Raw genomic sequence first — 26169 nt, forward strand, 5'->3', positions numbered from 1 at the left:
AATCCCTCCCTCACCGCCAAATTGCAAAGCCCTGATGGAAACATCAGGGCTTTTTGCTTTCTGGCGCAATCCCCGCGTGGTTGCTGGCATAGGAATGCAAATCTTCATTCTTAATAGCGCAGCATCTGGCTAAGCCGCTTGGGCAATCGCAGTGAAATGCCTCGGTGACCTTGACGCCACGGCCAACCCATTGGTCGATCCTTTTAAAGTTTCCGCCCAATTCAGTAAAAGGGCCTCTCGAAAGAGAGGCCCTTTTCATTGCTCGCTGATTTGCTCTGCTCGGCACTTGAAAGGCATTCAGTGGTGATACCGGTTAATGCTCCACAGTCAGCGGATCCGGGGGCAGGTTCAGATGCTTGGTGATGGCCTGATAGAGCTGGGGGTAGTTATCGTCAAAATGGTGTCCTCCCGGCAGGGTGACGCTGGTGACGTTGGGTTGGTTGAGACGGGGGCAGAGGCGGTCGCCGTCATCATCATCGGCACCTTGCAGGCAGAGCATCGGCAGATCGCGGATGGTCTTCACCTGCGGCTCGGTCGGGTAGCTGCGCGCCTTGTGGGTCAGCATATCGCTGACGTGGATCTCGAAATCCGAGCTGGTAGAGGGGGAGAGCATCACGGCCCCGACCAGCCCCTGACGATAGTGCTCCGGCAACCGGTTGATGACGAAGGGGGCAATCTCTGCACCAAACGAGAAACCGACCAGCAGCCAGCGGGGGCGCTGCCAGCGGGCCTGATAATCGTCGAGGATCCGCTCCAGATCGGCGGTCACCTGCTCCGGGGTTTTTTTCTTCCAGTAGTAGGTGAGGGAGCTCCAGCCCACGACCGGCATGCCGTGCAGCTGAAACTGGGTGCTCAACCCCTTGTCGAGGGCTGCCCAGCCACCATCGCCGCTGAGAAAGATCACCATGGGGGCGTCGGAGGGCTGCTTGACCGGCAGCTCAATCAGGCTCAGGTCATCCTTGACCGGGGCGGCGTGCGCCGCAAAAGATGAAACGGGCAGTACGAGACTGAGTAACAGCAATATCAAGGCTCTCATTGGCCATGCTCCTATTTCTTGATCAGCCCCAGCGGGCCGCGGCTAATCAGGGTGATCAGGTGAGTCAGGGTTCTGGGCAGTACCAGCTTGCTGCTGCAGAGCAGGTAGCGGGGTTCCCAGCGGGGCGAAAATTTCTCCTTGTAGCGTCTGAGCCCCTGAAAGTTGTAAAAACGGCTGCCACGCACAAATAGGGTATTGCCAAGGCGGGCCCAATAGCTGCCGAGCGGGTGATCGTTGAAGCCGGACATGGGGGCCATCCCCAGATTGAAGCTGGCGTACCCCTGCGCCTTACCCCACAGCAGCAGCTCGACAAAGAGAAAATCCATGATGGGGGCGGTGCCGGTATCCAGGCTGTAGCGCATCAGATCGATGGAGAGCATCTCCTTGTTATCGCTCACCCAGAGGTTGGCAAAGCCGACAATCTGCCCCTCGTGCCATACCAGCGCAGCCGGGCTTAGGGTCATGTAGTCAGGCTCGAAGTGGCCGACCGAGAAGCCCTTCTCCTTGCCCATCTTGCTCTGCAGCCAGGTATCGGAGACGGTTTGTAATCTGGGCAGCAGGGGGGCCACGGCACTTGCCTCGACCACCTCGAAGGTCAGTCCTTCCCGTTTGCCCTTGGCGTGGCTTTGGCGCAGGTTGCGCAGCCGGCTGCCCGCCAGATCGAAGGTGGCCAGATCGACCATCGCCTCTTCACCGAGCTTGAAGGGGATCAGCCCCAGCTCCAGATAGAGCGGAAGATAGCGGGCCGAGACCTGATAAAAGACCGGGTTGGCGTCGTGCTCGTCGCACCGCTCGCGAAATTGCCAGAGCAGCTCTTCGATCTGCTCGGGGCGGCCGACCGGATCCCCCATCACAATCCAGCTGTTGCCCTCGATGCCATACATCAGGAAAGCGTCGCCGGCGGGATAGAACAGCAGGGACTTGTCCTGCAGCTGGGCCAGATAGCCGTGGATCCCCCCTTCGCGCACCACCAGATCGTGGGCGCGCGCAAGCGTCTCCTTGTCCGGCTTTTCACCGACTACGCGCAGCGGCGCAAGCAGCTGGGCAACCCCGGCCACGGCCAGCACGGCCACCACGCTCCCCATGGCGCGCAGGCCGCGGGCAGCCCCGCCGTGGGGCGAGAAGTGGAACCAGAGGGCGTGGTCATACTCCACCTGACGGTAGGAGAAGAGCAGCAGCCACAGCGCTCCCGGCAGCACGGCGCCGACCGAGATGAGCCAGCCCGGGGTGTACTGGGGATAGAGCAGCGACCCCTTGCGATAGAAAAGAGAGCGGCAGGGAGTCATGATGAGCAGGAAGCTGCCGAGCAGCAGGGCTGACTCCCAGTCCCCCCCCTTGAGCAGGGAGAAGGCGATACCCAGAGCCAGCAGCAGCTGGGTGATGCGAAACGCGGCGTCGTGACGGCGATAGAGGCTGCGAGCCAGCAGGATCAGGAGGATACCGCTCACGCTGCCGAGCACGTGGGAGAGCTCGAGCAGGTGGAGCGGCAGCACTTGCAGCCACACCTCGATGTGGCTGCGCATGGTCGGGATCATCCCCGAGCAGAGCAGCAGGCTACCGGCGGCGAAGGTGCCCATGCTGATAAGGGCAGGCAGAAATTCGCGCACTGCGCTCATCAGCCCCTGTAGCCGCTGCCAGCGCGCTTTTTGTTGCAGCATCTCCTGACTCGCAAAGAGCAGCAGGGCACAGAGAAAGGGAAGCATGTAATAGATGCAGCGATAGAGCAGCAGCGAGGCGAGCAGCTTGTCGGTTGGCAGATAGTTAGCCAGCAACAGGCTCATGCTCGCTTCGAACACCCCAATCCCGCCCGGCACGTGGGCCAGCACCCCGAGGAAGCTGGCCAGCACGAAGGCACTGAGCAGCACGGGGTAGGGGACGCTATCGGCGGGCAACAGCACAAACAGCACGGCAGCGGCGGCCATCCAGTCAGCCAGCGCGACCAACAGTTGCAACAGACGAACCTTGAAGCCGGGCAGGGTCAGCGTGTGTTTCCGCCAGGAGAGACGTGGGGCGGGCCAGCAGAGGTAGCTGGCCACCAACAGCAGAGCCATGACGCCCGCCAGCCTGAGTAGAGTATCTGCCCATTGCGGCCAGTCAGGCAGCAGCTGTGATACATCGCAGGTCAGTAGGGCACCACCTCCCCACGCCAACAGGCCGAGGAAGAAGGTGATGGAGCAGAACAGCACCACGCGGGCCACTTCCCCGGTGGCGAGCCCCAGTGCGGAGTAGAGGCGATAGCGTACCGAGGTGCCGGTCAGCAGGGCAAATCCCAGGGTGTTGGAGAAGGTGTAGGCGATAAAGGAGGTGATGCTGACCTGTTGCCAGGGAAGGCGCTTGCCCAGCGCATGGATCGCCAGTATGTCATAGCTGCAGAGGCAACCATAACTGAGCAGGGTCAGCAACAGGGCGCCCGCTAGTCGCGGCAGGGGTTGGGACCAGATGGCCACACGAATATCGTGCCAGTGCCATGCCTGAGTCAGGTGATACAGCACGGTCAGTGCGGTGCCGAGCAGCAGCAAGCTGCACAAGGGGCCGAGCCATTTAAGCAGATGACGCCACATGCCATGTTCCTGTGGTCATTGACCGTTTCCCGCAAAGGGGGAGCCGGGTTGTGGATCCGGTTTGGACGAGGGAGGCGCTCGTCAGGAAAATTTCGGGAAGAGATGGAAAGGGAGGCGTCAGCCTCCCTCTGTGTTATCCAGTGACCGGTTGGATCACTTGGTTTTCGGCGCGACTTTGACGGCAGGGGTCTTGGCGTGGGTGGCTTTATGGTGTTTTTTCACCACCTTGGTCTGGGTCGTCTGCGGCGTGGCTGTCTTGGTCGGGGTGGCCGCCATGGTGAAACCGGAAGTGAGGGCGAAGACGGCTGCCAGGGTCAGGGGAATGATCTTTTTCATGTTCAATTTCCTTATTCGGGTTGATGTTATGGAGCGTTCTCCATGACAGTCATCCTATGACGGTTGCAGCGGCCCTTCAGTGAGCGGTTGGTGACGGTTTGTATCCAAATGTACAGGCAGGGTGAGGCAGAAGCGGGCGCCGTGGTCACTGGCCAGCAGCTCCACATCCCCCCCGTGATGACGGGCAATGCTGCGCACGATGGCCAGCCCCAGTCCGGTGCCGCCGGTGCGACGATCCCGGCTCTGATCAAGGCGCACGAATGGTTCGAAGATCTGGGGCGCCAGCGCCGGATCGATCCCCGGTCCATCGTCGCTCACCTCCAGCAGATAGTTCTCCTGCAGCCGCGATATGGAGAGGGTAACCTCGCTCTCGGCGTAGCGCAGAGCATTGCCGATGAGGTTCTCCACCGCGCGCGTCAGCAGACGCTGATCGCCGCACCAGGGCATGTGGCGTGGCGGCAGATCGAGGGTGAGCCTCTTCTCGGGTGCCAGCGCCTGCCAGTCGCCAAGATGCGCTTGTGCCCAGTGGCTGAGTTCAAGCTCGTCCTGCTGCAGCGGCAGTTCGGGTCTATCCAGCTTGGCGTAAGTGAGCATCTCTTCGATCAGGGCGTCCAGCGCCCCCAGATCTCGCTCCAGCGCCTGTTGCTCCTGCTCGGCAGGGGCAGGATCGAGCATGGCAAGCCGATAGCGCAACCGGACCAGCGGGGTGCGCAACTCGTGTGCGATGGCATCGGTCAGTTGCTTGCGGCTGGCAATCATGGCCTGCAATTGGGTCGCCATTTGATCGAAGGTGCGTCCCACCCGGGCCAGACTGCTGCCCGGTGGCAGATTGGTTCGGCAGGAGAGATCCCCATCGCCTACGCGACGTGCGGTTTGCTCCAACTGCTGCAAGCCGCGCCAGTGGGGACGCAACCAGAGCAGAATGGGCAGGCCGAGGGATAGGCCGATCACCAGCAGCAGCCCCACATCGACCCAGTGCAGCTCGTGCAGGTAGGAGAGGTAGGGTACAGGGCCGACAATCAGCACCCGATCGGTATCGGGGATGCGCTGCAGGAAGGTGTCATCCTCCTCGACGATGACAATGTTGCCGGCGGCCAGAAAGGCCTGATCCTCGCTGGCCAGGGGCTGGCGCACCAGCTCACCGATCTTGAGGGGGAGGGTAAACTGACTGCTCTGCTCGGCCAGCCGATCGGGCCAGCGCTCTGGCGGGGTTCTTGCCAACTCGCCGGTCAACAGGCCAAGAGAGCCCTGCATCATGCGTTCGAGATAGCGATCGCCCGCCCGTTCGGCGGTCACCTGATAGACCACGCCCACCAGCAGGATGGCCAGGGTGAAGCAGCCGATCAGCAACAGATAGAATTGGATAAAGAGACGGCGCATGGCGGTGCTCCCGAAAGAGGGTTATTCCCAGGCGTGGGGGACGAAGAGGTAGCCTTTCTGGCGCACCGTCTTGATCTGGGTCGGGTTGTCGGGGTTATCACCCAGTTTGCGGCGCAGGCGGGAGATGGCCACATCCATGCTGCGATCCTGACCGTCGTACTCCCGGCCGCGCAAGCTGCGGAACAGGGCTTCCCGACTCAAGATTTGGCCCGCGTGGCAGGCGAGCTCCCACAGCAGATCAAAGTCGGCGGTCGAGAGGGCAATGCTCTCGCCATCGAGGCGCACATCTCGTCCCGGACCATCCACCCGCAGCCGACCAAATTGTAGTTGCTGGGGAACGCTGCTGGTGGCTGCCGGTTGGGTTGATGCTTGCTGGTGCTGGCGAAACTGCACCCTCAGTCTGGCCAGTAGCACGGGGGGCGGGGTGGTTTTAAGGATGTAGTCGTTGGCGCCCAGCTCCAGACTTAGGATCTGGTTCATGTCGCTATCCAGCGAGGTGAGCATTACGATGGGGCCGTCGAAGCGCGGCCGCAGATCCCGACAGAGGGACATGCCATCCTGCCCCGGCAACATGATATCGAGCAGCACCAGATCGGGCTGTTCGGCCTCGACCCGAGCCAGCGCCATATCCCCTCTGGGCTCGAGGAGCACATCCATATCGTGGCGACCGAGCCAACTGCTGATGAGCTGGCCAATCTCGGGATCATCTTCGACAAAAAGAATGCGTTGCATAGAAAAGCTCCAACGGGAAGCAGGAGAGAAGAAGAGCGATCAGCATATCAATGGCGCCTGGGAAATACAGAAAAAGAACCAGGCAGGCTGATGTGTGGGGGAGTGTGGCTGTGTGTATCGATGGGGAGGCGCACATCGTGACAAATGGGCAGAGCCGCGTTTATCGATCTGGAGGATGATGGCCTTGCAGACAAGGTAAGGCGCTGTCGAGCGCAAAAACAAAAAAACCGGCCAAGGCCGGTTTTTCGCGGAGCAGACCAGAAGGTCACTGCACCAATTCGATGGACGTCACCTTGCGGCGATTATCGACAGAATAATGGGGTGGCTGATGGGGCTCGAACCCACGACAACCGGAATCACAATCCGGGACTCTACCAACTGAGCTACAGCCACCACTGAAATTTTCATCAACGCTCGCCAATCCAGAAGGATTGGGGAACATCAATGGCGCGCCCTGCAGGATTCGAACCTGCGACCCACGGCTTAGAAGGCCGTTGCTCTATCCAACTGAGCTAAGGGCGCTTTGTATCAACACGTCTTAGGGACGAGTCGATGAACATGGTCGGTGATAAAGGATTCGAACCTTTGACCCTCTGGTCCCAAACCAGATGCGCTACCGGACTGCGCTAATCACCGAAAATCCCTGACCAGCATATCGACATGAGTCGTACTGGGCAACGGGCGGGCATCATAGCCAAGCGTAAGGGGCAGCGTCAACGACTTTTTCCCCCAGTAAATTCAAGTGCCTACTTATTGCCCGCTACAGGTCTGGCGTGCGTCTGCCGCTAACATCCCGGCTAAAAAAATGCGACAATGCGCGGCAGTTGAACACATGGTGAGTGGAGAACGATGTCTGCCAAAATCATAGATGGAAAACAGGTTGCGCAAACGATTCGCAGCCAGGTCGCGGCGCAAGTCCAACAGCGGTTGGCGGCAGGGAAACGGGCTCCAGGGCTGGCAGTCATTCTGGTGGGGGCGGATCCCGCCTCTCAGGTCTATGTCGGCAGCAAACGCCGGGCATGCGAGGAGGTGGGGTTTCTCTCCCGCTCCTATGATCTGAGTGCCACTGCCAGTCAGGAAGAGCTGCTGGCGCTGATCGACCAGTTGAATGCGGATAGCCACGTAGATGGCATTCTGGTTCAGCTGCCGTTGCCGGATCACTTTGATACCACTCAGGTGCTGGAGCGGATCCAGCCTGACAAGGATGTAGATGGATTTCACCCGTATAACGTCGGTCGTCTGGCCCAACGTATTCCGGCGCTGCGCCCCTGCACTCCGAAAGGGATCATGACACTGATCGAGACCACCGGCGTGAAGACACATGGTCTGCATGCGGTCGTGGTGGGAGCGTCCAACATCGTCGGGCGTCCCATGACCCTCGAATTGTTGCTGGCTGGCTGCACAACCACGACCTGTCACCGCTTTACCCGGGATCTGGAAGAGCAGGTTCGCCGTGCCGATCTGCTGGTTGTTGCGGTCGGTAAGCCCAACTTCATCCCTGGGGAGTGGATCAAACCGGGGGCACTGGTGATCGATGTGGGCATCAACCGTCTGGCTGATGGCTCGCTGGTCGGGGATGTGGAGTTTGAGACGGCGCGCAGCCATGCCTCCTTCATTACTCCGGTACCCGGTGGCGTGGGCCCGATGACGGTCGCCAGCCTGATGGAAAATACCCTGATCGCCTGCAGTGAATATCACGACTGATCATGGTTGGTGATAACCCTGTGATCCCGTGAGGAGGCAGGATTCGCCAGAAATATGACAATAAAAAACCGGTTGCTCAGAGAGGAACCGGTTTTTTATTTATCCAACGGGTGTTATTTACATATTTTGTGCTTCGTTTGGCACAATCACAGAGGCGTGATTTCCTTTCGGCCCCTGTTGCAGTTCAAAATTGACAGCCTGACCCGCTTTCAGGGTCTTGTAGCCCTCCATTTGAATCGTGGAGTAGTGAGCGAAGATATCCTCACCGCCCCCTTCCGGACAGATAAACCCAAATCCTTTTGCGTTGTTAAACCACTTAACTGTGCCGGTTGCCATACTTCTACATCCTTTTATTGATTACCCAGAAGTCGTTGAGTAACCTGCGCCAGCCCTTTATAACTAGGGACATGGGCCCATAGCAGACGGGCACAGATTAGCAAGTAACCAATCTAGTCTAACTTTTGAGCGAGTCAAGAAGTTGTTAACAGCTGATGTGATCTGGTTAACAAGTCTATTGACAACCTTGTGTTAGACGGTAGTAATCTAGAGGTACCAAAGCGCGATTATGAGCAAGCAGAAAGAACTCTTTGCTAATGAAGAGATTGCAGAAGCAGAGAAAACAAAGCTGCAGCCGCCACCCATGTATAAAGTTGTGTTGAACAACGATGACTACACCCCGATGGAGTTCGTGGTGGAGGTGCTGCAAAAGTTCTTTGGTATGGATTTGGACAAGGCGACTCAGGTCATGCTGAGTGTGCATTATAGTGGTAAGGGTGTCTGCGGCATGTTTACCGCAGAGATCGCCGAAACCAAGGTTGTCCAAGTCAACACCTATGCACGTAACAACGAACATCCACTGCTCTGTACTATGGAAAAGGCTTGAATCTGATGACTTGATGGCGAGTGTGACACCACATTGTAGCTGTACTAGGGGAGGTGCCTATGTTGAATAAAGATCTAGAAAAGACGCTGAACGAGGCTTTCAAACTGGCCCGTGACGAGCGTCATGAATTCATGACCGTCGAGCACCTGTTGTTAGCCCTTCTGGATAACAGTTCAGCCCATGAGGCGCTGAGCTCTTGTGGTGCCGATGTTGAGCAGATGCGCAAGGAGATCCGCGCATTCATCACCCAAACTACTCCGCTCATACCGCGCGATGATGAAGATCGTGAAACCCAGCCGACACTGGGCTTCCAGCGCGTGTTGCAGCGTGCCGTCTTCCATGTGCAATCCTCCGGCAATACCGAAGTAAGCGGCGCCAACGTGCTGGTCGCTATCTTCAGTGAGCAGGAGTCACAAGCTGCCTATTTCCTGAAAAAAGCCGAGATCAGCCGTCTCGACGTCGTCAATTTCCTCTCCCACGGGGTGCGCAAGGACAGCAAGCCGGATCTCGGCAGCAATAACAATCCCGAGTCTGATGATGATGTTTCGGCCGCACAGATCGAGAGCTTTGCCACCAACCTGAACCAGCTGGTGCTGGAAGGGCGCATCGATCCGCTGATTGGCCGTGATCAGGAGCTCAATCGTACCATTCAGGTGCTCTGCCGCCGTCGCAAGAACAACCCGCTGCTGGTGGGTGAAGCCGGCGTGGGGAAAACCGCCATTGCCGAAGGGTTGGCCTATCGCATCGTCAAGGGGGATGTGCCCGAGGTGATTGCGGGCAGTACCATCTATTCGCTGGATATGGGTTCTCTGCTGGCGGGCACCAAATACCGTGGTGATTTCGAGAAGCGCCTCAAAGTACTGCTCAAGCAGATTGAGCGTCAGGAAGGGGCCATCCTCTTTATCGACGAGATCCATACCATCATTGGTGCCGGTGCTGCTTCCGGTGGTCAGCTGGATGCGGCCAACCTGATCAAGCCGCTGCTCTCCAATGGTTTGCTCCGCTGTGTGGGATCCACCACTTATCAGGAGTACGCCCAGATCTTCGAGAAAGACCGTGCGTTGGCCCGTCGCTTCCAGAAGATCGATATTGTCGAGCCGACTATCGATGACACCACTCGCATCCTGATGGGGCTCAAGAGTCGCTACGAAGCCCACCACGGTGTACGCTATACCGCCAAGGCGATCCGTGCAGCTGCCGAGCTCTCTGCCAAGTACATCAATGATCGTCACCTACCCGACAAGGCGATCGATGTGATCGACGAGGCGGGTGCCGGTCAACGGTTACTGCCGGCGAGCAAGCGCAAGAAAGTGATCAATGTGCAGGAAATTGAGTCCATTGTGGCCAAGATCGCCCGCATTCCGGAAAAATCAGTCTCCTCTTCAGATAAAGAAGTACTGAAGAACCTGGAGCGCAATCTGAAGATGGTGGTCTTTGGTCAGGATAAAGCCATCGAGGTGCTGACCGATGCGATTCGCCTCTCTCGTTCAGGTTTGGGTAACGAGCGTCGCCCGGTAGGGTGCTTCCTCTTCGCTGGTCCGACCGGGGTGGGCAAGACCGAGGTCACCCAGCAGTTGGGTAAGGCGCTGGGTGTCGAGATGCTGCGCTTTGATATGTCCGAGTACATGGAACGCCATACCGTATCTCGTCTGATTGGTGCGCCTCCCGGCTATGTCGGTTTTGAGCAGGGTGGTCTGCTGACTGATGCGGTGATCAAGCATCCTCATTCCGTCGTGTTGCTTGACGAAATTGAGAAAGCTCACCCGGACGTATTCAATCTGCTGTTGCAGGTGATGGACAACGGCACCCTGACCGACAACAACGGGCGCAAGGCGGATTTCCGTAACGTGATTTTGGTCATGACTACCAACGCCGGTGTGCAGGAGACTCAGCGTAAATCGATTGGCTTCCAGCAACAGGATTTGAGCCACGATGCCATGGCGGTGATCAACAAGACCTTCAGTCCGGAGTTTCGCAACCGGCTTGATCACACCATCTGGTTCAACCATCTGGATATGACGGTGATCCATCAGGTGGTCGACAAGTTCATTGTCGAATTGCAGGTTCAACTGGATGCGAAGGGAGTCTCTCTCGAGGTGTCAGAGCGTGCCCGCCACTGGTTGGCAGAGAAGGGATATGACAGAGCCATGGGCGCCAGACCGATGGGTCGGGTAATCCAGGAGCACCTCAAGAAACCCCTGGCCAACGAGATCCTGTTTGGTTCACTGGTTGACGGGGGAATTGTGAAGGTTGAGTTGGTAAATGACAGCCTCAGCTTTGATTTTCAGGTCAATGTTGAAGCTGTTTCCCACTAAGCGTTAGTGATCAGAAAACGACAAAAAACCCCAACCGAAAGGTTGGGGTTTTTTGCTGAATTCCTGGCTTAGCGAGAGCGGAAAACAATACGTCCCTTGGAGAGATCGTAGGGAGTCAGTGCTACCGTTACTTTGTCTCCAGTCAGGATACGAATGTAGTTTTTGCGCATCTTGCCTGAAATATGAGCGATAACCACGTGACCATTCTCCAGTTCCACACGGAACATGGTATTGGGCAGGGTTTCGAGAATAGTGCCCTGCATCTCAATACTGTCTTCTTTAGCCATTGAATCCTCTTGATAAGCCACAACAAAAAACCGCTGGATCATGCCGGATTTAAGGCTATGTGTAAAGTTTACTCGGGCTTGGTGTCGATATTTTTCCATTCCCCCTGAATTAACAGTTCATGAGGGAGGTAATTGCGTTTGTAATTCATCTTGCGACACGCCTCTACCAGATAGCCAAGATAGAGCCAGCTTCGCCCGGTTCGCCTGGCCAGATCGAGCTGGCAGAGGATGGCAAAAGTGCCCAGGGAGCGATCGGCATAGTCAGGATCGAAGAAGGTGTACATGGCGCTCAAGGAGTGGGGCAGCAGGTCTGTGGTGGCTACACCGATAAGGCGGCCCTCTTTGCGCATCTCCAGGTAGAGCGGCGGCATCCAGTCACAATGGAGAAACCCACGATACTGGCTGCGGTTGGGGGGATACATGCTGCCATCGTGATGGCGTTCGCGGATATAGCGTTCGTAGAGCAGGTAATACTCGGGTTTGTCATCGTAGCTCAGGACGATCTCGATATCCCTGTTGAGCTGGCGGATCCGCTTCTGGCCGCGGCTGGGGCGAAAGCGCTCGCTGTGAATACGAAGGGACTGGCAGGCATGGCACGCCGGGCAGTGGGGACGATAGATGTCGTTGCCACTGCGGCGAAAACCGGCAGTCAACAATCGCTCGTAACCGTTGGCGTTGAGCAGATTGTGATCCATCAGTACCAGCAATTGCTCCTGTTCATGGTCCAGATAACTGCAGGGATGCTTGGGAGTCAGCCCTACTTTGAGGATCACTTCTTCAGTCATAGGCTGATTTCCCCCTCTTGCCAGCAGGAAGCCAATAGTGGTTGATGGCCAAGGCGTGCCAGTTCGGCCAGAAAACGGGCCCTTGGCCACTCCTCGATACCCAGGGTCGCCAGAAACGGGTTTTGCATCTGGCAATCGATGAGGGCGCCGCGATGGCGGGCGAAGTGGCGACAGAGTGCCACCATGGCAAGTTTGGCGCCGTTATCAATCCGGCTGAACATGGATTCACCGCAAAACAGTCGGCCGATAGAGAGGCCATACAGTCCCGCTTGCAGCTCTCCCTCCTGCCAGATCTCGATAGAGTGGGCATGACCCAGCCGGTGCAACTGCTGGTAGGCCTCGATCATGGGCTGGCTGATCCAGGTGCCATCGGCAGTGCGACGAGGGGCGGCGCAGGCGGTAATGACTTCATTAAAGGCGCGATTGACGGAAATATCGAATGGGGTACGGCGGATAATCTTCTGCAGTGTGCGCCCCACATGGAGTTGGTCGGGACGGATCACCCCACGGGGATCCGGTGACCACCACAGGGTCGGCTGGTGGGGTTCATTCCACGGGAAGATCCCCTTGTGGTAAGCTGCCAGCAATCTGGCAGGGGAGAGATCCCCGCCGATCGCCAGCAAGCCATTGGGCTCTTCCAGCGCATGGCTGGGGTCGGGAAACCAGCAAAGCTCATCATCCAGTTGGGTAAGATAGCGAGACATAAGGCAACGAGGTTCATAGATGAAGGCCATTATCCTGATAGTATCCAGCTTGCTCTGCTTTGTCACGGCGCCCGCCGGGGCGGAAGTTTACCAGCGCAATACCGCGCGGCCGGTCAATCAGGTGGTGTTTGGTCAGGTCGAAACGGTGCGCAATATTACCCAGCGCCAGATCCTGGAGTCAGAGCACTCTGGCTGGAAGACGCTGGGTGGTGCCGTGTTGGGCGGTCTGCTTGGCAACCAGTTTGGCGGCGGTCATGGCCGTGAAATCGCCACCGCCGTCGGCGCGCTCGCAGGTGCTGCAGCTGCGCAGCAATACCAGTCCGGGGGAACCGTGGTGGAAAACAAGTTGGTGGAGCTGCTGATCCGCAACGAGCAAAATGCCCTTATCAACGTGATCCAGGATTATGATCCCACCATGGTCTTTGCCAATGGGGACAAGGTGCGCATTCTCTACTTCGATGATGGGGTGCGGGTCGACAAGACTTACTGACTTTCGATAGTCTCGGTGATGGGGAGACTGTGGCAGGAAAGGAACCCGCAGACTCTCCTGCTGGAAAGTCTGTCGGGCGGTAATACACGGGACTGATGCCCTGAGGATTCAGATAGTTATCTCTTGAGAGACTATCTTGTCGCGACCGGTGTTCTTTGCCTGATAGAGCAGCCGATCCGCTACGCTCAGCGCCTCGTCCATGGATATCCGCCCGACACTGATCACGCCGTAACTGGCGCGAACAAAGAGCGGGGTTTCCGGTGACAAGGGTTGCTGGCGCAGCTGCTGACGCAGCCCTTCAAGACGCTTGATCAACACGGGGACGGTACAGTGAGGCACCATCATGGCAAACTCCTCTCCGCCAAAGCGGGCGATCATGGCATCGGGGAAGAACTGGGTCAGTAGCCGGGTCAGATGGCAGAGCAGTTGATCGCCGATGGCATGGCCCCAGTGATCGTTGACCTGCTTGAAGTGATCCACATCAAGCACACAGAGTGCGAGAGGCGTCTGCTGGCGCTGATGTTCTTCAAACCATTTTTGCCCTTCGTTGAACCAGTAGCGCCGGTTGTAGAGACCGGTCAGATAATCACGATTGGCTGACTCCTGAATGCTGTTGAACTGCTCGAGCGCTTCCAGATTGTGGCTGACCCGACACTGTAGCTCTTCCGGCTCGAACGGCTGGTTGAGAAAGTCGTTGGCGCCCTGCTTGAGGTAGCGAGCAGAGAGACCGCGCTTGTCCGAGACCGAGATCCCGATAATCGCGAGCTGCTGCTTGCTGTAACGCTCTCTCAGCATCCGCACCAGACTGATGCCATCGATATCCGGCATATAATAGTCGACCAGTGCCAGCCGGATGTCCGGGTGTTGCTCCAGCATCGCCATCGCTTCACGGGCATGACTGGCCTCATGCACCTGCAACAACTGCTTGCGCAACTGGGCCATGGTGCGGTGACGGGAGGTGCGTGAGTCGTCGACCACCAGCACTTCGATAGACTGGTTGAGATAGAGGCGGTGCACCAAACTGACGGCATATTGCAGCGAGTGGCGCGAATCCTTCATCACATAGTCCAGCACGCCGGTTTCCAGCCAGGCGGCACGTTTATCCTCGCTGATGTCGGCAGTGAGGATCACCACCGGCAAACCTCGAGCCAGCAGCTCGTTGACCGCTTCGCCACGGGGCGCATCCGGCAAGGTCAGGTCCACCAGCGCGACCACATACTCCTCGCCCCGGCAGTGACGGGCACCTTCGAGGGTATCGAAGGCGTCAATCTCGAGGCCTGTCTGCTGGGCAATGGCCTGAGTCAGCATACGGCGGATGGTCAGGCTATCTTCGACAATCAATATCTTCTGTTTCATTAGACTCCTTTAAATAAAAAAGGCATACCGACTGGTATGCCTTATATCACAACTACGCTTGTTTATTGCGCGTCGAGGTAGCGTTCGGCATCGAGGGCTGCCATGCAGCCGGTACCGGCAGAGGTGATCGCCTGACGGTAGTTGTGGTCGGCCACGTCGCCGGCAGCGAAGACACCTTCAATGCTGGTCTGGGTGGCAAAACCGTCGAGGCCGCCACGTACCTTCAGATAGCCGTTTTGCATCTCCAGCTGGCCATCGAAGATCTGGGTATTGGGCTGGTGGCCGATGGCGATGAAGACGCCCATCAGCGGCAGCTCGCTGGTGCTGTTGTCCTGAGTGTTGCGCAGGCGCACACCGGTGACCCCCATCTGATCGCCCAGCACTTCGTCCAGGGTCTGGTGGGTGTGCAGCACGATATTGCCGCTCGCGACCTTGTCGTGCAGACGCTTGATCAGGATCTTCTCGGCACGGAATTCGTCGCGGCGGTGGATCAGGTGCACCTTCTTGGCGATGTTGGCCAGATACAAAGCTTCTTCAACAGCGGTGTTGCCGCCGCCGATCACCGCCACTTCCTGATTGCGGTAGAAGAAACCGTCACAGGTGGCACAGGCAGAGACGCCGCGCCCCTTGAAGGCCTCTTCGGAGGGCAGACCCAGATACTTGGCGGAGGCGCCGGTCGCGATGATCAGGGCATCGCAGGTGTACTCGCCGTTGTCGCCCTTGAGACGGAACGGGCGCTGAGTCAGTTCGACACTGTTGATGTGATCAAACAGGATGCGGGTGTCGAACTTCTCTGCATGCTCTTTCATGCGCTCCATCAGGGCCGGGCCTGTCAGCCCTTCCGGATCACCTGGCCAGTTTTCCACTTCGGTGGTGGTGGTCAGCTGACCCCCTTGCTGCATGCCGGTGATGAGCAGGGGATTGAGGTTGGCGCGGGCGGCGTAGACGGCCGCGGTGTAACCGGCCGGGCCTGACCCTAAGATCAGCAATTTGCTGTGAGTGACTTGGCTCATGATGTCATTTCCGGGATGTGATGAGTTTGCGCGATTGTAGGTAATTCGTGATCCGGGGTCAAAGGCTGGTGAGTCGATTGCACTAATCGTGTTCACAAGGGGTGACATGCAAAATAAAGGCATAAAAAAACCGCCCATCGCGGGCGGATTTTCACTCATCTCCAACTGGCGCAGGCCAGCGCAGATCAGTTCAGCAGGGTCAGGGGATCCGTGTAGGCAAGGCCATGTGCCACGGCCACTTCCTTGCAGGTGAGCTTGCCCTCCATCACGTTGAGCCCGTGCAGCAGGTTGGGATCGCTCAGCAGTGCCTGACGATACCCTTGCTGGGCCAGCTTGATGATAAAGGGGAGGGTGGCATTGTTGAGCGCCACGGTCGAGGTGCGGGCCACCGCCCCCGGCATGTTGGCGACACAGTAGTGCACCACTTCATCGACGATATAGGTCGGATCCTGGTGGGTGGTGGCGTGGGAGGTTTCCACACAGCCGCCCTGATCGATGGCCACATCGACGATGGCAGAACCCGGCTTCATGCGCGCAATGTGGTCACGGCGGACAAGTTTTGGCGCAGTGGCGCCCGGTACCAGCACGCCGCCGATGACCAGATCGGCCGCCAGCAGATGGCGCTCCAGCGTCTCGCTGTTGGAGTAGACTACTTTGGCCGCTCCCTGGAACTCGTTATCGAGACGGCGAAGGGTATCGACGTTGTTGTCGAGGATGGTCACATCTGCGCGCAGGCCAATGGCCATGCGGGCTGCATTAGAGCCGACCACGCCGCCACCGATGATCACCACCTTGGCCGGTTCGACACCGGGTACGCCGCCGAGCAGCACACCGCTACCACCGCGCGATTTTTCCAGTGCCTGGGCACCCGCCTGAATAGACATGCGACCTGCGACTTCCGACATGGGGGCCAGCAAGGGCAGGCCGCCACGGCCGTCGGTGACGGTTTCATAGGCGATACAGATGGCGCCGCTTTTCAGCAGGGCTTCGGTCTGGGGCAAGTCTGGCGCCAGATGCAGATAGGTAAACAGGGTTTGACCCGGGCGCAGCATGGCACATTCGACAGGCTGAGGTTCCTTGACCTTGACGATCATCTCGGCTTTGGCGAAAACCTCTGCTGCAGAGGCCAAAATTTCGGCTCCAACAGCGATATAATCTGCATCGCTGAAGCCAATGCCGTTTCCGGCACCGCTTTGGACGAAAACAGTATGGTTTCGTGCTGTCAGTTCACGTACACTGGCCGGAACCATGCCTACGCGGTATTCATGGTTTTTTATCTCTTTAGGTACACCGATAATCATGCTATCCCTCGTCTATAGATTGGTGTTTCATGTTGCCAAAATGTTAACCAACATTTGCGCCTAGTATATTCAGGTATTGACAGGATTTGTGACCATAATTATAAAATGACTGGTGATTCTTACCAAAAAATAGCCAAAGGATGGAATAAAATGATGGAAGCTAAGAGTCGGCTAAAGGATTTGGACAGGATTGACCGCAACATTCTTAATGAACTGCAAAAGGATGGCAGGATTTCGAATGTTGAGTTGTCCAAGCGAGTTGGCCTGAGTCCTACACCGTGTCTGGAACGGGTTCGTCGCCTCGAGCGACAAGGTTATATCGAAGGATATGCCGCTATTCTGAACCCTCATTATCTGGACGCATCTCTGCTGGTGTTTGTAGAGATAACCCTCAATCGCGGGGCGCCTGATGTGTTTGAACAGTTCAACAAGGCTGTTCAGGTGCTCGAAGAGATCCAGGAGTGTCATCTGGTTTCCGGTGACTTCGACTACCTGCTCAAGACCCGAGTCAGCGACATGTCGGCTTACCGCCGTCTGTTGGGGGAAACCCTGCTGCGTCTGCCCGGTGTCAATGACACCCGCACCTATGTGGTGATGGAAGAGGTCAAGCAGAGCAGTCGTCTGGTGATCAGCACCCGATAAAGCAGGTTATGCCGTGGTATCTTTTCCATATGAGACACCATGACAGTCAGAAACGAGCGGCCGGTCCGCTCGTTTCTTCTTGTAAAGATAATTGCAAATATGGCCCCGTCCCATCAGGCTCTGGCTGACAATCGATGGGCTTTTCGGGGATACTAGGCCCCCTTATTTCCTGCATTACATGTTTTCAGAAAGGAGCCGGAGTTTGGCCGATAAAAAGCTGTTTACTCCTTTATCAGGTACACAACGGATCTTCGAAGCCGTCTTGATCGCCATCACCCTGATGGCTGCTTATCTTCTGCTTGCCCTGTTGTCCTATCACCCCGCGGATCCCGGCTGGTCCCAGACCTCCTGGCAAGGGGAGGTGAAGAACCTCGCCGGTAGTGCCGGTGCCTGGCTCGCCGATATCACCATGTTTACCTTTGGTGCCTTCTCCTATCTGGTGCCGCCGCTGGTGGTGCTGCTGGGCTGGAGTCTGTTCTGGCGCCCGAGCCGTCTGCTCGATGTGGATTACCTCACCCTGGGGGTGCGGATCATCGGCTTTATCCTGACCGTGCTCGGCATGTCGGCCATTGCCAGCATGAACTTCAACGATATGCAAAACTTCTCCGCCGGTGGTCTGGTGGGGGATGTGATCGCTTCTGCAGTGGTGCCGCTGTTTGGCGGCGTCGGGGCCAACCTGATGCTGCTCTGCTTCGTGGCAACCGGCATCACCCTGTTTACCGGCTGGTCCTGGCTCACTATTGTCGAGCAGATCGGTGCGGCCTGTACCGGTTCGGTCAGCGCTGTTTACCACTTCCCGACCACCCTCGGCCGCTGGCTGACCGGTGGCTGGCGTCAACCCCGCAACGAGGGGCCGGATCCCTTGCTAGAAGGCGGGGTAGGGGCCATCGCGTTTGATGACGAGGAAGATGAGCCGCACACCAGCTGGACGCGCAAGCCCAAGGCCAAGAACCAGAAGGCTGCCGCCGAAGAGTGGCTGCCGGAACTCGACGACGATACCTTCGAGTTCGATCCCCAGTTTGATGATGAAGATGATGAGCCGGCTCCGGCTGCCAAGCCGAAACGTGCGGTGGCGGCTGCCAATGGGCGCCGTCAGCCGGTACTGGCTGTGGCCGATGACGATGATGATGACGATCTGGATCTGCCGTGGGCCGAAGGGGACGACGAGGTCGCCGCGCCGGTCGCTGTTGCACCGACCAAGCCCAAGCGTCGTCCGCAGTCAACAATGCCGCCGTTGCCGAGTATCGAGCTGCTCGACCGTCCACCCGCCAAGACCCAGATGATGAGCAAGGATGAGCTGGATCGAATGGGCCGTCTGGTGGAGGCCAAGCTTGCCGACTACAACGTGCAGGCCAAGGTGGTGGGTGTCTATCCGGGCCCGGTCATTACTCGTTTCGAGCTGGATCTGGCGCCGGGCATGAAGGCGAGCAAGATCACCAACCTCTCGCGCGATCTGGCCCGCTCTTTGTCTGCCAGCAGCGTGCGGGTGGTTGAGGTGATCCCGGGCAAGACCTATGTGGGGATCGAGCTGCCCAACCGGGTGCGTCAGACCGTTTACCTGCGCGAAACCCTCGACTGCGATGCTTTCCGCGATAGCCGCAACCCGCTCACCATGGGCCTGGGTCAGGACATCGCCGGCGAGCCGGTGGTGGTGAACCTGGCCAAGATGCCGCACCTGCTGGTGGCCGGTACCACAGGTTCCGGTAAGTCGGTGGGGGTCAACACCATGATCATCTCGATGCTCTACAAGTCATCCCCCGATGATCTGCGCTTCATCATGATCGACCCCAAGATGCTGGAACTCTCGGTCTACGAAGGGATCCCGCATCTGCTGACCGAGGTGGTGACCGACATGAAGGATGCCGCCAACGCCCTGCGCTGGTGTGTGGGCGAGATGGAGCGCCGTTACAAGCTGATGTCGGCAGTCGGGGTGCGCAACCTCAAGGGCTACAACGACAAGGTACTGGCTGCCATCGAGGAGGGGGAACCCCTGCTGGATCCGTTGTGGCGTCCGGGTGACTCCATGGATCAGATGCCGCCGGAGCTGGAGAAGCTGCCCCACATCGTGGTGGTGGTGGACGAATTTGCCGACATGATGATGATCGTCGGCAAGAAGGTGGAAGAGCTGATCGCCCGTATCGCCCAGAAGGCGCGGGCCGCCGGTATTCACCTTATTTTGGCGACCCAGCGTCCGTCAGTGGATGTGATTACCGGTCTTATCAAGGCCAACATCCCGACCCGTATTTCGTTCCAGGTATCGAGCAAGATCGACTCGCGCACCATCATCGATCAGGGCGGCGCCGAATCCCTGCTCGGTATGGGCGACATGCTCTACATGCCGGCCGGTACCTCCAACCCGACCCGGGTACACGGTGCCTTTGTCGATGACCACGAAGTGCACAAGGTGGTGGCGGATTGGAAACTGCGCGGCGAGCCGAACTACATCGAGGAGATCCTCTCCGGTGAGTCGGGTGGCGAAGGTGGCAGCGGCGAATATGGCGGTGGTGGCGATGAAGAGCTCGACCCCCTGTTCGACGAAGCTGTCGCTTTTGTGGTGGAGTCCCGCCGTGGCTCGACCTCCAGCGTCCAGCGCAAGTTCAAGATTGGTTACAACCGGGCAGCCCGTCTCATCGAGCAGATGGAGAATCAGGGCATCGTCAGCTCACCGGGTGGCAATGGTCAGCGCGACGTGCTGGCACCGCCGCCGGTGCGGGACTAAGCCTCACCGTTTCATACTATCCCTGGCCATGCCCTCCGCGGGCGTGGCCTTTTATCGAGAGCGTCTTTATGAAGAGCGTGATGAAAAAACAACTGTTGATGGGTACCGTGCTGCTGATGGCCAGCAGCCAGGTGTGGGCCGATGCGGCCAGCGATCTCAAACATAAGCTGGCGGGGGTGAGCCTCTTCTCCGCCAAGTTTGCCCAGACCGTCTATGACAGCAAGGGCAAGGAGCTGCAAAAGGCCAGCGGCGATCTGCTGGTGCAGCGGCCAAACCGTTTCAACTGGCACACCACCTCGCCGGACGAGAGCCTGATCGTGGCCGATGGTCAGGATGTCTGGGTCTATGATCCCTTCGTCGAGCAGGTGACCGCCCTCAAGCTGAAAGATGCGGTGCTCAACACCCCCTTTATTCTGATCGCTGGCAATGACGACAAGTTCTGGAAGAACTATGACGTGACCCAGCAGGGGGATGTCTATACCGTCACCAGCCGTCACAAGGATGAGCTGATCGCCTCCTTCCGTGTCACCTTCGACAGACAAGACAACATCAGTCGTTTCGATGTGAAAGAGGCGCAAGGGCAGTGGAGTGAATTCACCCTTAGCAACTTCAACCGCAAGCCGGTGCTCAAGGGCAACGAATTTGTTTTCAAGATCCCGAAGGGGGTCGAGCTGGACGACCAGCGCTAATGAGCAAGCGGTCGTTGGATTGCTCGCCACTGCGCCAGTCAAAGGCGAGTGGCGTGACGCTGGGTGGTCAATACAGATGAGCAACTTGACGCTGGATTTCTCATCGGACTTTCGTCCGCTGGCGGCCCGGATGCGGCCGCAAAACCTCGACCAGTATATCGGTCAGCAACATATCCTGGGGGCTGACAAGCCCCTGCGCAAAGCCATTCTGGCGGGTCACTGCCACTCGATGATCCTGTGGGGGCCGCCCGGTACCGGCAAGACCACGCTGGCGGAGCTGATGGCTCACTACTGTCAGGCGGAAGTGGAGCGACTCTCTGCGGTCACCTCCGGGATCAAGGAGATCCGCGCCGCTATCGACAAGGCGAAGGAGAACAGCTGGCGCGGAGTGCGCACCATCCTGTTTGTGGATGAGGTGCACCGCTTCAACAAGAGCCAGCAGGATGTGTTCCTGCCCCACATCGAAGATGGCACCATCACCTTTATCGGTGCCACCACTGAAAACCCCTCGTTCGAACTCAACAACGCACTGCTCTCACGAGCCCGGGTCTATCTGCTCAAGCGACTGGAGGAGAGCGATATTCTCGCCATGCTCGATCAGGCGATGACCGATCCCCGTGGTCTCAATGATCCGGCACTCACCTTTGCCCCCGGCGTCAAAGAGGCGTTGGCCAAGGCGGTGGATGGGGACGGGCGAAAATCCCTCAACTATCTGGAGCTGTTGGCCGACATGGCCGAAACCGACAGCACAGGGGCGCGGGTGATCGACAGTGCCCTGCTCGCTGCCGTGGTGGGGGAGCACGTGGCCCGCTTCGACAAGGGGGGCGATCACTTCTACGACCTTATCTCGGCGGTGCACAAATCCATTCGCGGCTCGGCGCCGGATGCGGCGCTCTATTGGTACGCCCGTATGGTGAGCGCCGGTTGCGATCCCCTCTATATTGCCCGCCGCTTGCTGGCGATTGCCTCGGAAGATGTGGGCAATGCCGATCCCCGTGCTATGCAGGTCGCCCTGTCGGCCTGGGATTGCTTCCACCGGATCGGGCCAGCGGAAGGGGAGCGGGCTATCGCCCAGGCGATCGTCTATCTCGCCTGCGCCCCGAAAAGCAATGCGGTCTATACCGCCTGGAAGGCGGCGCTTCATGATGCCAAAAACCTCCCTGACTTCGAGGTGCCGGTACACCTGCGCAATGCGCCGACCAAACTGATGAGCGATCTGGGCTATGGCGCCGAGTATCGCTACGCCCATGACGAGCCGGGCGCCTATGCCGCGGGCGAGCAGTATTTCCCGCCCGAGCTTGCCGGCAAGCAGTACTACCAGCCCACCGATCGCGGCCTTGAAAAGCAGATTGGCCAGAAGCTCGATTACCTCCATGAACTGGACAGGCAAAGTCCGCAGCAACGGGGCAAATAGCCCCTTTGTTACCCCGTGTGGCTGAAAATTGGTCAGGCGTTTGAATATGCAGGACGGTTTGCGTGTCAAAGTCGGTAAAAACGACACAAATAGTCCCTGTTCGGGCGGGGGGGCGGTCTGCTACACTGCCCGTCTGACCCCGCTTGTCTTGGCCTTGCGCCATCTTCTTGATCTCGAAGGCCTGATTGTTGAGGCCCGATTCTGAAGACGATTGGGGTGCGCCAACCGATGTTAACTTCCGGATCTGTTTCCCAGCCCGTCATGACGACTCAGGCCCAGATCCCATTTTAAAAAAGTAGGTAAACCATGCTGGATCCCAAATATCTGCGCAGCGATATCGAAGAGGCTGCCGCTCGTCTGGCGACACGTGGCTACGTTCTGGACGTAGCGGCTGTCAATGCTCTGGAAGAGAAACGCAAGGATCTGCAGTCCCGTACTCAGGAGCTGCAGGCCGAGCGCAACGCCCGCTCCAAATCCATCGGTGAAGCTGCCCGTCGTGGTGAAGATGTTGCCCCGCTCAAGGCCGAAGTGACCAAAATCAACGACGAGCTGGAAACCAGCAAGGTCGAGCTGGATGCCCTGCTGGCCCAGCTGAAAGCCATTGCCGACGCCATCCCCAACCTGCCGAGCGAGACCACTCCGGTGGGCCGTGACGAGAACGACAACGTGGAAGTGCGCCGCTGGGGGACCCCGCGTGAGTTCAGCTTCCCGGTACGCGATCACATCGATCTGGGCGAAGCGGCCAAGGGCGTTGACTTCAAGAATGGCGTCAAACTCTCCGGTACCCGTTTTGTGGTGATGAAGGGTCAGATTGCCCGTCTGCACCGTGCCCTGGCTCAGTTCATGCTGGATCTGCACACCCAGCAGCACGGTTACACCGAGTGCTACGTGCCCTATCTGGTGAACCCGGACAGCCTCTATGGTACCGGCCAGTTGCCGAAATTTGCTCAAGACCTGTTCAATACCGGTATCGAAGGTGAAGGGGAAGAAGAGGGCAAGGTGCGCAAGTTCTCCCTGATCCCGACCTCCGAAGTGCCGCTCACCAACATGGCCCGTGACGAGATCTTTGACGCGCAAGAGCTGCCAATCAAGATGACCGCCCACAGCCCCTGCTTCCGCTCTGAAGCCGGTTCCTACGGTCGTGATACCCGTGGCCTCATCCGTATGCACCAGTTCGACAAGGTTGAAATGGTTCAGCTGGTTCACCCGGAGAAATCCTGGGATGCGCTGGAGGAGATGGTGGGTCACGCCGAGAAGGTGCTGCAACTGCTGGAGCTGCCGTATCGCGTGATGGCGCTCTCTACCGGTGACATGGGCTTCTGCGCTTCCAAGACCTACGATCTGGAAGTGTGGCTGCCGGCCCAGAACACTTACCGCGAGATCTCCTCTGTCTCCAACTGCACCGACTTCCAGGCGCGCCGCATGCAGGCTCGCGTGCGTATCGACGGCAAGCCGCAGCTGCTGCACACCCTGAACGGCTCCGGTCTGGCGGTGGGTCGTACTCTGGTTGCCGTGATGGAGAACTACCAGCAGGAAGATGGCCGCATCGCCATCCCGGCTGCGCTGCAATCCTACATGGGTGGCCTGACCCACATCGGGTAAGTTCACGCCGCTGACCACAACGCCATGGCATTGCCATGGCGTTGTGCATTCTGGCGCCGATCAACCGTTTTAGTGCTGAAAAAATGCGGCTTTTCGGCGTCGCTTTGAACAGTTAACACATTTTTATCAAGCAATGCGCAATCGTTTTTGTTAGACTGCGCCGCAATTTCGCAGGACATCTTTTTCTATGGTCTGGATTGATTACGCCATCATCGGCATCGTCGGTTTCTCTGCTCTTATCAGCCTGGTGCGCGGCTTCGTCAAGGAGGCCATGTCTCTTGTCACCTGGTTCGTCGCCTTCTTTATTGCCAGCCATTTCTATCCCGATCTCGCCGTCTATTTCACCTCCTTCTCCGACGCGCTGGTTCGCAACGGTCTGGCCATCGCGGCGCTGTTTGTGGCGACTTTGATCCTCGGCAGCGTGGTCAACTATGTGGTGGGCCTGTTGGTGGACAAGACGGGTCTCTCCGGTACCGATCGGGTGCTGGGGGTCTGCTTCGGTGCAATTCGCGGGGTGCTGATCGTCAGTGCCCTGCTTTTTTTCATGGATACCTTCACCAGCCTCTCCCAGAGCGACTGGTGGGTGGCGTCCAAGCTGGTGCCGGAGTTCAAGCCGGTGATCCAGTGGTTTTTCGGGTTCATGTTGAACTCATCCAGTTTTCTTAAACAGGTATAGTGACTTCGAGGTAGCAAAGACATGTGTGGTATTGTCGGTATAGTTGGCACCACCCCCGTCAATCAGGCCCTCTACGACGCCTTGACGGTGTTGCAGCACAGGGGACAGGATGCCGCCGGGATCGTGACCATTGATAGTGGAAACTTCCGGCAACGCAAGGCCAATGGCCTGGTGAAGGACGTGTTTGAAGTGCGCCACATGCAGCGTCTGCAAGGGAACATCGGCATAGGTCATGTCAGATACCCCACCGCAGGCAGCTCAAGTGCCGCTGAAGCCCAACCTTTTTATGTGAACTCGCCCTACGGCATGGTGCTGGCCCATAACGGCAACCTCACCAACGCCAAGGAGCTCAAGGAGCAGCAGTTCAAGGTCGCCCGCCGTCACATCAACACCACCTCCGACTCGGAAGTGTTGCTGAACGTGTTGGCCCACGAGCTGGATCGCTGTGACAAGATGGCCCTGCGTCCCGAAGATATCTTCGCCGCGGTGCGCAGAACCCATCAGCAGATCCGCGGCGCTTATGCGGTGGTTTCGCTGGTGATTGGTCATGGTCTCATCGGTTTTCGCGATCCCAACGGCATTCGCCCGCTGATCCTGGGTCGTCGGGTCGACGAGCAGGGGCAGGTGGAGTACATGCTCGCCTCAGAGAGCGTTGCGCTCGACGCCATCGGTTTCGAGACGGTGCGGGATATTGCGCCGGGTGAAGCCATCTACATCACCGAGCAGGGCCAGCTCTTCTCCGAGCAGTGTGCGGAGAACCCGCAGATGAGCTCTTGTATATTCGAATATGTCTATTTCGCCCGTCCCGATTCGTGCATCGACAAGGTCTCGGTCTACGCCGCCCGCCTCAACATGGGTCGCAAGCTGGGTCAGAAGATTGCCCGCGAGTGGGAAGATCTCGATGTAGACGTGGTCATCCCCATCCCCGAGACCTCCTGTGACGTGGCGCTGGAGATCGCCCATACCCTCGACCTGCCGTACCGTCAGGGCTTCGTGAAGAACCGCTACATCGGCCGTACCTTCATCATGCCGGGCCAGACCCAGCGCAAGAAGTCGGTGCGTCGCAAGCTCAACGCCATCAGCTCCGAATTCAAGGGCAAGAAGGTGTTGCTGGTGGATGATTCCATCGTGCGTGGTACCACGTCCGAGCAGATCATCCAGATGGCCCGTGAAGCGGGGGCAGCCAAGGTCTACTTCGCCTCGGCGGCGCCGGAAATTCGCTTCCCCAACGTCTACGGCATCGACATGCCCACCGCCAACGAGCTGATCGCCCATGGCCGCGAAGTGGAAGAGGTGTGCAAGCTGATTGGCGCTGACGGCCTGATTTTCCAGGATCTGGAAGATCTGGAAGCCGCCGTGCGGGAGATCAACCCGGATCTGCGTCACTTCGAGACCTCGGTCTTCAATGGTCACTACGTCACCTCCGACGTGGACCAGTCCTATCTGGATCACCTCAACGCCCTGCGCAACGATGACACCAAAGCGGTGCGTGAGTGGCAGGAAGGCACCAGCAATCTGGAAATTTTTAACGAAGGCAGTTAAAC

Annotated in this window: 24 protein-coding genes and 3 tRNA genes; 11 read left to right on the forward strand and 16 right to left on the reverse strand. The window is 58.2% G+C overall.

Annotated elements, in window-relative coordinates:
- Window positions 1–313: 313 nt before the first annotated feature.
- The 8 genes from AACR14_RS06045 to AACR14_RS06080 all read right to left on the reverse strand — a co-directional run bounded on the left by AACR14_RS06045 (window position 314) and on the right by AACR14_RS06080 (window position 6681).
- Window positions 314–1036, reverse strand: coding sequence for an AcvB/VirJ family lysyl-phosphatidylglycerol hydrolase (locus AACR14_RS06045; RefSeq protein WP_019445522.1), 723 nt, complete (start codon window positions 1034–1036; stop codon window positions 314–316).
- Between the two features lie 11 nt (window positions 1037–1047).
- The gene (gene mprF / locus AACR14_RS06050) at window positions 1048–3597 is read right to left on the reverse strand and encodes a bifunctional lysylphosphatidylglycerol flippase/synthetase MprF (RefSeq protein WP_019445523.1); all 2550 of its coding nucleotides are present in this window, start codon (window positions 3595–3597) and stop codon (window positions 1048–1050) included.
- A gap of 153 nt (window positions 3598–3750) precedes the next feature.
- On the reverse strand, window positions 3751–3933 hold the full coding sequence (locus tag AACR14_RS06055) for a hypothetical protein (RefSeq protein WP_005359970.1): 183 nt from the start codon (window positions 3931–3933) through the stop codon (window positions 3751–3753).
- Between the two features lie 54 nt (window positions 3934–3987).
- Window positions 3988–5313, reverse strand: a complete 1326-nt coding sequence (gene rstB / locus AACR14_RS06060; protein ID WP_019445524.1) for a two-component system sensor histidine kinase RstB — start codon at window positions 5311–5313, stop codon at window positions 3988–3990.
- A 21-nt stretch (window positions 5314–5334) separates the two neighbouring features.
- The gene (gene rstA, locus AACR14_RS06065) at window positions 5335–6045 is read right to left on the reverse strand and encodes a two-component system response regulator RstA (RefSeq protein ID WP_019445525.1); all 711 of its coding nucleotides are present in this window, start codon (window positions 6043–6045) and stop codon (window positions 5335–5337) included.
- A 317-nt stretch (window positions 6046–6362) separates the two neighbouring features.
- A tRNA-His gene (locus AACR14_RS06070) sits at window positions 6363–6438 on the reverse strand.
- 52 nt (window positions 6439–6490) lie between these two features.
- A tRNA-Arg gene (locus AACR14_RS06075) sits at window positions 6491–6567 on the reverse strand.
- Window positions 6568–6604: 37 nt separating this feature from the next.
- Window positions 6605–6681 (reverse strand) — tRNA-Pro (locus AACR14_RS06080).
- A gap of 213 nt (window positions 6682–6894) precedes the next feature.
- On the opposite strand from AACR14_RS06080, the gene folD reads away from it, so the two are divergent.
- Window positions 6895–7749 (forward strand): bifunctional methylenetetrahydrofolate dehydrogenase/methenyltetrahydrofolate cyclohydrolase FolD, encoded by an 855-nt coding sequence (gene folD / locus AACR14_RS06085; protein WP_005337113.1) that lies wholly within the window; start codon window positions 6895–6897, stop codon window positions 7747–7749.
- A 117-nt stretch (window positions 7750–7866) separates the two neighbouring features.
- Here the strand turns inward: folD and cspD are convergent, their stop codons facing one another.
- Entirely contained in the window at window positions 7867–8085 is a 219-nt protein-coding gene (cspD, locus tag AACR14_RS06090) for a cold shock-like protein CspD (protein WP_005300025.1), read from the reverse strand.
- Between the two features lie 229 nt (window positions 8086–8314).
- Here cspD and clpS point away from each other — a divergent pair, with 229 nt between their 5' ends.
- Window positions 8315–8632, forward strand: coding sequence for an ATP-dependent Clp protease adapter ClpS (gene clpS, locus AACR14_RS06095; RefSeq protein WP_005337111.1), 318 nt, complete (start codon window positions 8315–8317; stop codon window positions 8630–8632).
- A gap of 59 nt (window positions 8633–8691) precedes the next feature.
- Window positions 8692–10947, forward strand: coding sequence for an ATP-dependent Clp protease ATP-binding subunit ClpA (gene clpA / locus AACR14_RS06100; RefSeq protein ID WP_005337110.1), 2256 nt, complete (start codon window positions 8692–8694; stop codon window positions 10945–10947).
- A gap of 68 nt (window positions 10948–11015) precedes the next feature.
- Here the strand turns inward: clpA and infA are convergent, their stop codons facing one another.
- The 3 genes from infA to aat form a co-directional block, all read right to left on the reverse strand.
- Window positions 11016–11234, reverse strand: coding sequence for a translation initiation factor IF-1 (gene infA, locus AACR14_RS06105; RefSeq protein WP_005300033.1), 219 nt, complete (start codon window positions 11232–11234; stop codon window positions 11016–11018).
- Window positions 11235–11302: 68 nt separating this feature from the next.
- Window positions 11303–12019, reverse strand: coding sequence for an arginyltransferase (locus tag AACR14_RS06110; protein ID WP_019445526.1), 717 nt, complete (start codon window positions 12017–12019; stop codon window positions 11303–11305).
- Window positions 12016–12723, reverse strand: a complete 708-nt coding sequence (gene aat, locus AACR14_RS06115) for a leucyl/phenylalanyl-tRNA--protein transferase (protein ID WP_019445527.1) — start codon at window positions 12721–12723, stop codon at window positions 12016–12018. Before aat ends, AACR14_RS06110 begins: the two co-directional genes overlap by 4 nt.
- Before the next feature lie 19 nt (window positions 12724–12742).
- On the opposite strand from aat, the gene AACR14_RS06120 reads away from it, so the two are divergent.
- Window positions 12743–13213 (forward strand): outer membrane lipoprotein, encoded by a 471-nt coding sequence (locus AACR14_RS06120; RefSeq protein ID WP_019445528.1) that lies wholly within the window; start codon window positions 12743–12745, stop codon window positions 13211–13213.
- Window positions 13214–13321: 108 nt separating this feature from the next.
- Here AACR14_RS06120 and AACR14_RS06125 read toward each other — a convergent pair whose 3' ends face one another.
- From AACR14_RS06125 to ald, 3 genes are all read right to left on the reverse strand, one after another.
- Window positions 13322–14569, reverse strand: coding sequence for a diguanylate cyclase (locus AACR14_RS06125; RefSeq protein ID WP_019445529.1), 1248 nt, complete (start codon window positions 14567–14569; stop codon window positions 13322–13324).
- Window positions 14570–14631: 62 nt separating this feature from the next.
- On the reverse strand, window positions 14632–15582 hold the full coding sequence (trxB, locus tag AACR14_RS06130; RefSeq protein WP_019445530.1) for a thioredoxin-disulfide reductase: 951 nt from the start codon (window positions 15580–15582) through the stop codon (window positions 14632–14634).
- Window positions 15583–15767: 185 nt separating this feature from the next.
- Window positions 15768–16883, reverse strand: coding sequence for an alanine dehydrogenase (ald, locus tag AACR14_RS06135; RefSeq protein ID WP_005337098.1), 1116 nt, complete (start codon window positions 16881–16883; stop codon window positions 15768–15770).
- Between the two features lie 150 nt (window positions 16884–17033).
- Between ald and lrp the strand changes: the two genes are divergently transcribed.
- From lrp to serS, 5 genes are all read left to right on the forward strand, one after another.
- Window positions 17034–17525 (forward strand): leucine-responsive transcriptional regulator Lrp, encoded by a 492-nt coding sequence (gene lrp, locus AACR14_RS06140; RefSeq protein ID WP_005300047.1) that lies wholly within the window; start codon window positions 17034–17036, stop codon window positions 17523–17525.
- A gap of 202 nt (window positions 17526–17727) precedes the next feature.
- A complete protein-coding gene (locus AACR14_RS06145; protein WP_019445531.1) occupies window positions 17728–20244 on the forward strand; it encodes a DNA translocase FtsK in 2517 nt (838 codons plus the stop codon).
- Between the two features lie 80 nt (window positions 20245–20324).
- Window positions 20325–20933: an outer membrane lipoprotein chaperone LolA gene (lolA, locus tag AACR14_RS06150; protein ID WP_041201846.1), complete on the forward strand. Its 609-nt coding sequence runs from the start codon at window positions 20325–20327 to the stop codon at window positions 20931–20933.
- Between the two features lie 76 nt (window positions 20934–21009).
- Window positions 21010–22347: a replication-associated recombination protein A gene (locus AACR14_RS06155; protein WP_019445533.1), complete on the forward strand. Its 1338-nt coding sequence runs from the start codon at window positions 21010–21012 to the stop codon at window positions 22345–22347.
- A gap of 306 nt (window positions 22348–22653) precedes the next feature.
- The gene (gene serS, locus AACR14_RS06160) at window positions 22654–23949 is read left to right on the forward strand and encodes a serine--tRNA ligase (RefSeq protein ID WP_005337087.1); all 1296 of its coding nucleotides are present in this window, start codon (window positions 22654–22656) and stop codon (window positions 23947–23949) included.
- Between the two features lie 2 nt (window positions 23950–23951).
- Here serS and AACR14_RS06165 read toward each other — a convergent pair whose 3' ends face one another.
- Window positions 23952–24128 (reverse strand): hypothetical protein, encoded by a 177-nt coding sequence (locus AACR14_RS06165; RefSeq protein WP_155395816.1) that lies wholly within the window; start codon window positions 24126–24128, stop codon window positions 23952–23954.
- Window positions 24129–24136: 8 nt separating this feature from the next.
- Between AACR14_RS06165 and AACR14_RS06170 the strand changes: the two genes are divergently transcribed.
- Both AACR14_RS06170 and purF read left to right on the forward strand, forming a co-directional pair.
- The gene (locus AACR14_RS06170) at window positions 24137–24625 is read left to right on the forward strand and encodes a CvpA family protein (protein ID WP_005337086.1); all 489 of its coding nucleotides are present in this window, start codon (window positions 24137–24139) and stop codon (window positions 24623–24625) included.
- A 21-nt stretch (window positions 24626–24646) separates the two neighbouring features.
- The gene (gene purF / locus AACR14_RS06175) at window positions 24647–26167 is read left to right on the forward strand and encodes an amidophosphoribosyltransferase (RefSeq protein ID WP_019445534.1); all 1521 of its coding nucleotides are present in this window, start codon (window positions 24647–24649) and stop codon (window positions 26165–26167) included.
- Window positions 26168–26169 lie beyond the last annotated feature (2 nt).

Origin of the sequence: Aeromonas sp. 159, from assembly GCF_963862045.1 — a bacterium.
Lineage (GTDB): Bacteria > Pseudomonadota > Gammaproteobacteria > Enterobacterales > Aeromonadaceae > Aeromonas > Aeromonas veronii.